The 6090-nt window shown below is 61.9% G+C and carries 7 protein-coding genes and 1 tRNA gene; 6 read left to right on the top strand and 2 right to left on the bottom strand.

Going from position 1 to position 6090, the window contains the following annotated elements; translation table 11 throughout:
* A partial coding sequence (locus tag VGD20_RS14100; RefSeq protein ID WP_331135055.1) for a 2-oxoacid:acceptor oxidoreductase family protein occupies positions 1-1230 on the bottom strand: 1230 nt, incomplete at its 3' end.
* A gap of 183 nt (positions 1231-1413) precedes the next feature.
* Here VGD20_RS14100 and VGD20_RS14095 point away from each other — a divergent pair.
* Positions 1414-2361, top strand: coding sequence for an alpha/beta hydrolase (locus tag VGD20_RS14095; protein WP_331135054.1), 948 nt, complete (start codon positions 1414-1416; stop codon positions 2359-2361).
* Positions 2358-2834: an RNA pyrophosphohydrolase gene (locus VGD20_RS14090; protein ID WP_331135053.1), complete on the top strand. Its 477-nt coding sequence runs from the start codon at positions 2358-2360 to the stop codon at positions 2832-2834. The genes VGD20_RS14095 and VGD20_RS14090 overlap by 4 nt, the downstream gene beginning before the upstream one ends.
* On the opposite strand, the gene VGD20_RS14085 is transcribed toward VGD20_RS14090, so the two are convergent.
* Positions 2795-3484 (bottom strand): uracil-DNA glycosylase, encoded by a 690-nt coding sequence (locus VGD20_RS14085; protein WP_331135052.1) that lies wholly within the window; start codon positions 3482-3484, stop codon positions 2795-2797. The genes VGD20_RS14090 and VGD20_RS14085 overlap by 40 nt on opposite strands.
* 23 nt (positions 3485-3507) lie before the next feature.
* Here VGD20_RS14085 and folK point away from each other — a divergent pair, with 23 nt between their 5' ends.
* From folK to VGD20_RS14065, 4 genes are all read left to right on the top strand, one after another.
* The gene (gene folK / locus VGD20_RS14080; RefSeq protein ID WP_331135051.1) at positions 3508-4029 is read left to right on the top strand and encodes a 2-amino-4-hydroxy-6-hydroxymethyldihydropteridine diphosphokinase; all 522 of its coding nucleotides are present in this window, start codon (positions 3508-3510) and stop codon (positions 4027-4029) included.
* Between the two features lie 43 nt (positions 4030-4072).
* A tRNA-Lys gene (locus VGD20_RS14075) sits at positions 4073-4148 on the top strand.
* A 281-nt stretch (positions 4149-4429) separates the two neighbouring features.
* Positions 4430-5431, top strand: a complete 1002-nt coding sequence (locus tag VGD20_RS14070; protein WP_331135050.1) for an NAD-dependent epimerase/dehydratase family protein — start codon at positions 4430-4432, stop codon at positions 5429-5431.
* A gap of 190 nt (positions 5432-5621) precedes the next feature.
* The coding region (locus VGD20_RS14065) for an NAD-dependent epimerase/dehydratase family protein (protein ID WP_331135049.1) at positions 5622-6090 on the top strand (469 nt) is incomplete at its 3' end.

Below are 6090 nucleotides of genomic sequence, written 5' to 3'. Positions count from 1 at the left end.
CATCACCGGGGTCATATATTGCACCGCGATGCGCACCGCCTCGATCGCGCATTCGAAGGCGTCGCCCGGCGAGCGCGCGGCGACGACGGGCATCGGCGCGTCGCCATTGCGGCCATAGACCGCCTGATAGAGGTCAGACTGCTCGGTCTTGGTCGGCAGCCCCGTCGAGGGGCCGCCGCGCTGCGAATTGACGATAACGAGCGGCAGCTCGGTCATGATCGCGAGGCCCATCGCCTCGCCCTTCAGCGCGATGCCGGGGCCCGACGAGCTGGTGACGCCGAGCGAGCCCGCATAACTCGCGCCGATCGCCGAGCAGATGGCGGCGATTTCGTCCTCGGCCTGGAAGGTCGTGACGTCATATTCCTTGAGCCGCGACAAATGATGCAGGATCGCCGAGGCAGGCGTGATCGGATAGCCGCCGAAGAACATCGGCAGTTTGGCAAGCTGTGCACCGGCGACGAGGCCGAGCGCAATGCCCTCGGCGCCGGTCAACGTGCGGTAGAGGCCCGGTGCCACCGGGGCGGGATCGACATGATGCTGCTTGAGCGGTCCCGCGAGTTCGGCGGTTTCGCCATAAGCGTGACCCGCGTTGAGCGCGGCGACGTTGGCGGCGGCGAGATCGGGCGCCTTGGCGAATTTCGCATTGAGCCAGTCGATCAGCGGCTGGCGGTCGCGGTCGAACATCCAGAGCGCGAGCCCGAGCGTCCACATATTCTTGCAGCGCAGCGCTTCCTTGTTGCCGAGGCCGAAGGGCTTCACCGCGTCCATCGTCAGCTGGCTGATGTTGAGCTTGAGCAATTGCCACTTCGCGAGGCTGCCGTCGTCGAGCGGGTTCGCCTCATATTTCGCCTTGGCGAGATTGCGGTCGTTGAACTCGCCTTCGTCGGCGATGATCAGCCCGCCCGGCTTGAGCTGGGGCACATTTGTCTTGAGCGCCGCCGGGTTCATCGCGACGAGCACGTCGGGCGCATCGCCCGCGGTGTCGATCGCCGACGATCCGAAGTTGATCTGGAATGCCGAAACCCCGAACAACGTGCCCTGCGGCGCGCGGATTTCGGCAGGAAAATCGGGGAAGGTCGCGAAGTCGTTGCCGGCCAGCGCCGACGACAGGGTAAACTGACCGCCGGTCAACTGCATCCCGTCGCCGCTATCGCCGGCAAATCGTACCACCACTGCATCCGAAAGGGGGGACTGCCGTTTGTCGGCCTGGTCCACTACCGCTGTCGCCATCGTCTCTTCTGCCTCAATCTTGCGAACCTGTGACGATGGCCTAGGCCTGTGGGCGCGATGCCGCAATTGAGAAAAAATTGTGCGCCGCAAAGGGTGAAGCACAGGTGAGTTTCATTTCGGGATTGAATTTACCCCGGCGATACCGAATAGCATGGTGAAAACAGCGACGAGGGAGAGACGCAGATGACCGACGGCACCACCCATTTTACGCGCCCCGACGTGGCGGCTTTCCTTGCCTTCCTGAACGCGCAGGAAGGTCCGAAGATGGAGGAGATGCCGGCCGAAGGGGCGCGCGAGATGTTCCGCGTGATGGGCCAGCTTGCCGACGTGCCGCGCGGCGACATCGCGCATGTCGAGGATCGCACGATTCCCGGCCCCGCCGGCGAAATCAGGGTCCGCATCTATGACAACCGTCCGGACCGCGAAACCGGGCCGGTCATGGTCTTCTATCACGGCGGCGGATGGGTAATCGGCGATCTCGACACCCACGATCCCTATTGCGCCGAAGCCGCGCGGTTGCTCGATATGCCGGTGATCGCGGTCGATTATCGCCTCGCGCCCGAACACCCCTTCCCCGCCGCCCCGATCGATTGCGAAGCCGCCACGCGCTGGGTCGCCGACAACATCCCCTGCACCGGGCTTGTGCTCTCGGGCGAAAGCGCCGGGGGCAATTTGACGATCGCCACCGCGCTCGCGCTGCGCGACAAACCCGCTTCGAAGCCGGTGATCGCAATTCATCCGATCTATCCCGCGGTGACGACGCACGACGATTGGCAAAGCTACCGCGATTTCGGCGAAGGCCATCTACTGACGACGGGCAGCATGACCTGGTTCGGCAATCACTATGCCGCCGACCCCGCCGATTACCGCGCTTCGCCACTCGATTTCCCGGCCGAGGGCCTCCCCCCCACCCTGCTGATCACCGCCGGGCTCGACCCGCTGCGCGACCAGGGCCGCGCCTATGCCGCAAAGCTGATCGAGGCCGGCGTGCCCACCACCTATCGCGAGGCGACGGGCACGATCCACGGCTATATCAACCTGTCGCAGGGCATCCCCAGCGCCAAAGAAGATATTCGCGGGGCATTGACCGTATTGAAAGCGATCGTTGCCGAAGCTACCGGGGCGGCATGATCGACCACAGCTCTCTCCCCTACCGTCCCTGCGCAGGCGTCATGCTCGCCAATCGCGACGGCCGCATCTTCGTCGGCCAGCGGCTCGATACCACGACCGAAGCCTGGCAGATGCCGCAGGGCGGGATCGACGACGGCGAAGATGCCGAGGAAGCGGCGATCCGCGAACTCGGTGAGGAGACCGGCGTCCATGGCGGACTGGTCGAGATCATCGCGCGCAGCCGCGAGGAATATTTCTATGACCTGCCCGATCATCTGATCGGCAAGATGTGGGGTGGCAAATATCGCGGGCAGCGCCAGCACTGGTTCCTGATGCGGTTCATGGGCGAAGACAGCGACGTCAACATCCATACTGACCATCAGGAATTCCGCGCGTGGAAATGGGCCGAGCTGAAAGAGATCGAGAAACTGATCGTCCCTTTCAAGCGCGCGCTCTATCGCGGGCTGGTCGAGGAATTCGGCCCGCTCGTCTGATCTTTGAGTGCGATCGCGGTACGGAAGACATCGCCGAACATGTCCGCCGTCAACCTCCCGGTGTTCGTGTTGTAGCGCGAGCAATGATAGCTATCGACCAGATGCCGCCCATCAGGCAGCACGTGGACCGCGCCATGCCCGAAGGGGTGAGCGGCAAGCCGTTCGCCGAAAGCGCGTAACGTCGCATCATGCGCGATCCGTCCGAGCGCGATGATCACGCTTACCTTGGGCAAGGCGGCTAGCTGCGCCTCGAAAAAGGGCCGGCAGTTCGCGATCTCTGCAGGGATTGGCTTGTTCTGCGGCGGAAGGCATTTGACGCTGTTGACGATGATCGCGCCGTCGAGCGTCAGTCCGTCATCGATCCGCGCATCATAGCGCCCTTTGCTCAGCCCGAACTCGGCGAGCGTCGCGAACAGCAGGTCACCCGCATAATCGCCTGTAAACGGCCGGCCGGTCCGGTTCGCACCATGCTTGCCCGGCGCCAGGCCCGCGAACGCCAGCCACGCGTCGGGATCGCCGAACGCATAAACCGGCGCATTCCACCAATCGGGATGCTCGGCCTGGCATTCGCGCCGGAACGCAGCCAGCCGCGGGCATCGTGGACAATCGCGCGGCGGCTCGGTTCCCGGCAATGGGCTGTCAATTTCCACACATCTGCGATAGGCGCGAGGACATGAGCAACGCAATGCCGCTTCCGCTTTATGCCATCGGCCTCGGATCGAACCGGCGCCACGTGCGGTTCGGCGATCCGCGCGCCGTGCTGCTTGCGGCGCTCGCGGCGCTGGAAAGTGACGATATCGAAGCTGTCGACGCGAGCCCGATCATTGCAAGCGACCCGATCGGCCCGTCGCGTCGCCGCTATGCCAACGCCGTCGCGCTCGTCGCCTCGCCGCTCAGCCCGCCCGAAATGCTCGATCGATTGCAGGAAATCGAGGCAAGCTTCGGCCGCCGTACGGGGCAGCGCTGGAGCGCTCGAACACTCGATCTCGATATCCTGCTCTGGTCGGGCGGCGCCTGGTCCGACGGTGCGTTGACGATCCCGCATCCGGCAATCGAACAGCGCGCTTTCGTGCTCGGCCCGCTGCGCGCGATCGTCCCCGAGTGGCAGCATCCGCTCCACGGGCGCAGCGTCCGCCAACTCGCCGCTCGCCTTGCCCGTTCAAAGCCGGTTGACCGGGACGCATCGGCGCACTAGGGCGGCGGCTCACTTCGCAAGCCCGCTTCGTCGGCGCCGCGATGGGCCCTTAGCTCAGTCGGTAGAGCAACTGACTTTTAATCAGTAGGTCGCTGGTTCGAACCCAGCAGGGCTCACCAAATTCCAAAGGCTTAGATGCGCTATTGGCATTCGAAAACGCCTTGGGTACATGCCGGGCGACACTTTTTACGTTCATAGAAGCTGCGGTCGATTTCGTCTTTCTATCTGGTCGTAAAGATCGGCATTGTTTCGCATCGGCCGGTGACGATCATTCTGTGACCTTGCATGTGAGTCTGGCATTGCGTCGCCACGAGGGACGGGGTGGCCTGATTGACGACGGCCTCGCCGACGGAATGCGCAGCTTCTGCCAGGGACCGCACCGAGAAAAGGGAGACAGGATTTGACTACACTCATCACAGGTGCGGCTGGCTTCATCGGTATGCATGTCGCTGCCGCCTTGCTTCAACGTGGCGAAGACGTGGTTGGAATAGACAATTTCACGCCCTATTATTCGCTCGATCTCAAGCGAGCACGTATTGCTCGCCTCAAGTCGCTCCACCGTGAATCCTTCTCATTCTCGGATGTAGATTTTGGCGATGCCGATGCGCTCGCTTGCGCGCTGGCTACGAAGACAATCGATCGAATCGTTCACCTTGGTGCTCAACCTGGCGTACGCTATTCGCTCGACAACCCCGCCGCCTATATCCACTCGAACATTTCAGGGCATGTCAATATTCTGGAGTTGGCGCGCCACCGGGCGATTTCACATCTGGTGTACGCCTCATCTTCGTCCGTTTATGGAATGCGATCGGATACACCGTTCCGGGTCTCCGATCGCGCAGATACACCCATTTCACTCTATGCAGCGACAAAACGCGCCGATGAACTGATGAGCGAAACCTACGCTCATCTTTTCCGGATACCGCTGACGGGCCTGCGCTTCTTTACCGTATACGGGCCATGGGGAAGACCCGATATGGCCGTATGGAAGTTTACCGAAGCGGTCCTTCGTGGCGACCCGATCGACGTTTACAACCACGGCGACATGCTCCGCGATTTCACCTTTATCGACGATATCGTAAACGGCGTGATCTTGGCGCTCGACCATCCTCCTGAAGATGATAGCCTGGAAAAGCCCGGGGGTTTCACAACACCTCATCGCCTGTACAACATCGGCAACAACCGTCCCGAGCAACTGATCCAACTAATTCGTGCGATCGAAGAGGCGTGCGGTCGAAAAGCCGAAATCAACCTGTTGCCGATGCAAGATGGCGATGTTTATCAAACCTTTGCGGATATCGAAGACATCAGCCGAGATCTCGGTTTTTCTCCGGCAACTCCGATGGCTATCGGAATTCCGGCTTTCGTCAACTGGTACGTGAATGAATGGACGAAACGTTAAACCGGCAGGCCTGCCGCCGCCGATGCTGAACCACCCTTGCAGGGACGCTCGATAAGGACCGCAAGGCCCCGTGTGGACGAAGGCGTTCCTTACGGGAGGCGCCCTGGCGCCGTTCCCCAAACAATCGCTTGGTCGTATGCCCCGAATGGATAAGGCAGCTTCGACACGCGAATGGAAAATGGAGTCGTCGATGAAGATTCTACTGACGGGCGGAGCAGGATATATCGGCAGCCATGTCGCAGCGGCGCTCGTATCAGCCGGCCACGAGGTCGTCTGCTTCGACAATCTTTCGAACAGCGACGCCATTGTAATGGACCGGCTCGAGGCGATCACCGGCACGTTGATCCCTCTTGTCCAGGGCGATATCCGCGAGCGCGACGCGTTACGGACCGCGCTGAACGATCATGCCGCCGAGGCTGTTATCCATTTCGCGGGATTGAAGGCCGTCGGCGAATCGGTCACCGAGCCGATCCGATATTATGACAACAATGTCCGCGGCACGTTGACGCTGCTCGAAGCGATGCGCGATTGCGACGTCAAGACGCTGGTCTTCTCGTCGAGCGCGACGGTGTATGGCCAGCCGCAATATCTGCCGCTCGACGAAGAACACCCGACCTCCGCGACGAACCCGTATGGCCGGACCAAGCTGATGATCGAGG

Source organism: Sphingopyxis sp. (genome assembly GCF_036402335.1).
In the GTDB taxonomy this organism is placed as follows: domain Bacteria; phylum Pseudomonadota; class Alphaproteobacteria; order Sphingomonadales; family Sphingomonadaceae; genus Sphingopyxis.
Note: the sequence above shows the minus strand (reverse complement) of the source record. Positions and strands in the feature narration are given on the sequence as shown.

Bases quoted from the DNA above. Each gene is read 5' to 3' on its own strand.
- VGD20_RS14095 (WP_331135054.1), top strand. From the start codon at position 1,414: ATGACCGACGGCACCACCCATTTTACGCGCCCCGACGTGGCGGCTTTC.
- VGD20_RS14090 (WP_331135053.1), top strand. From the start codon at position 2,358: ATGATCGACCACAGCTCTCTCCCCTACCGTCCCTGCGCAGGCGTCATG.
- folK (WP_331135051.1), top strand. From the start codon at position 3,508: ATGAGCAACGCAATGCCGCTTCCGCTTTATGCCATCGGCCTCGGATCG.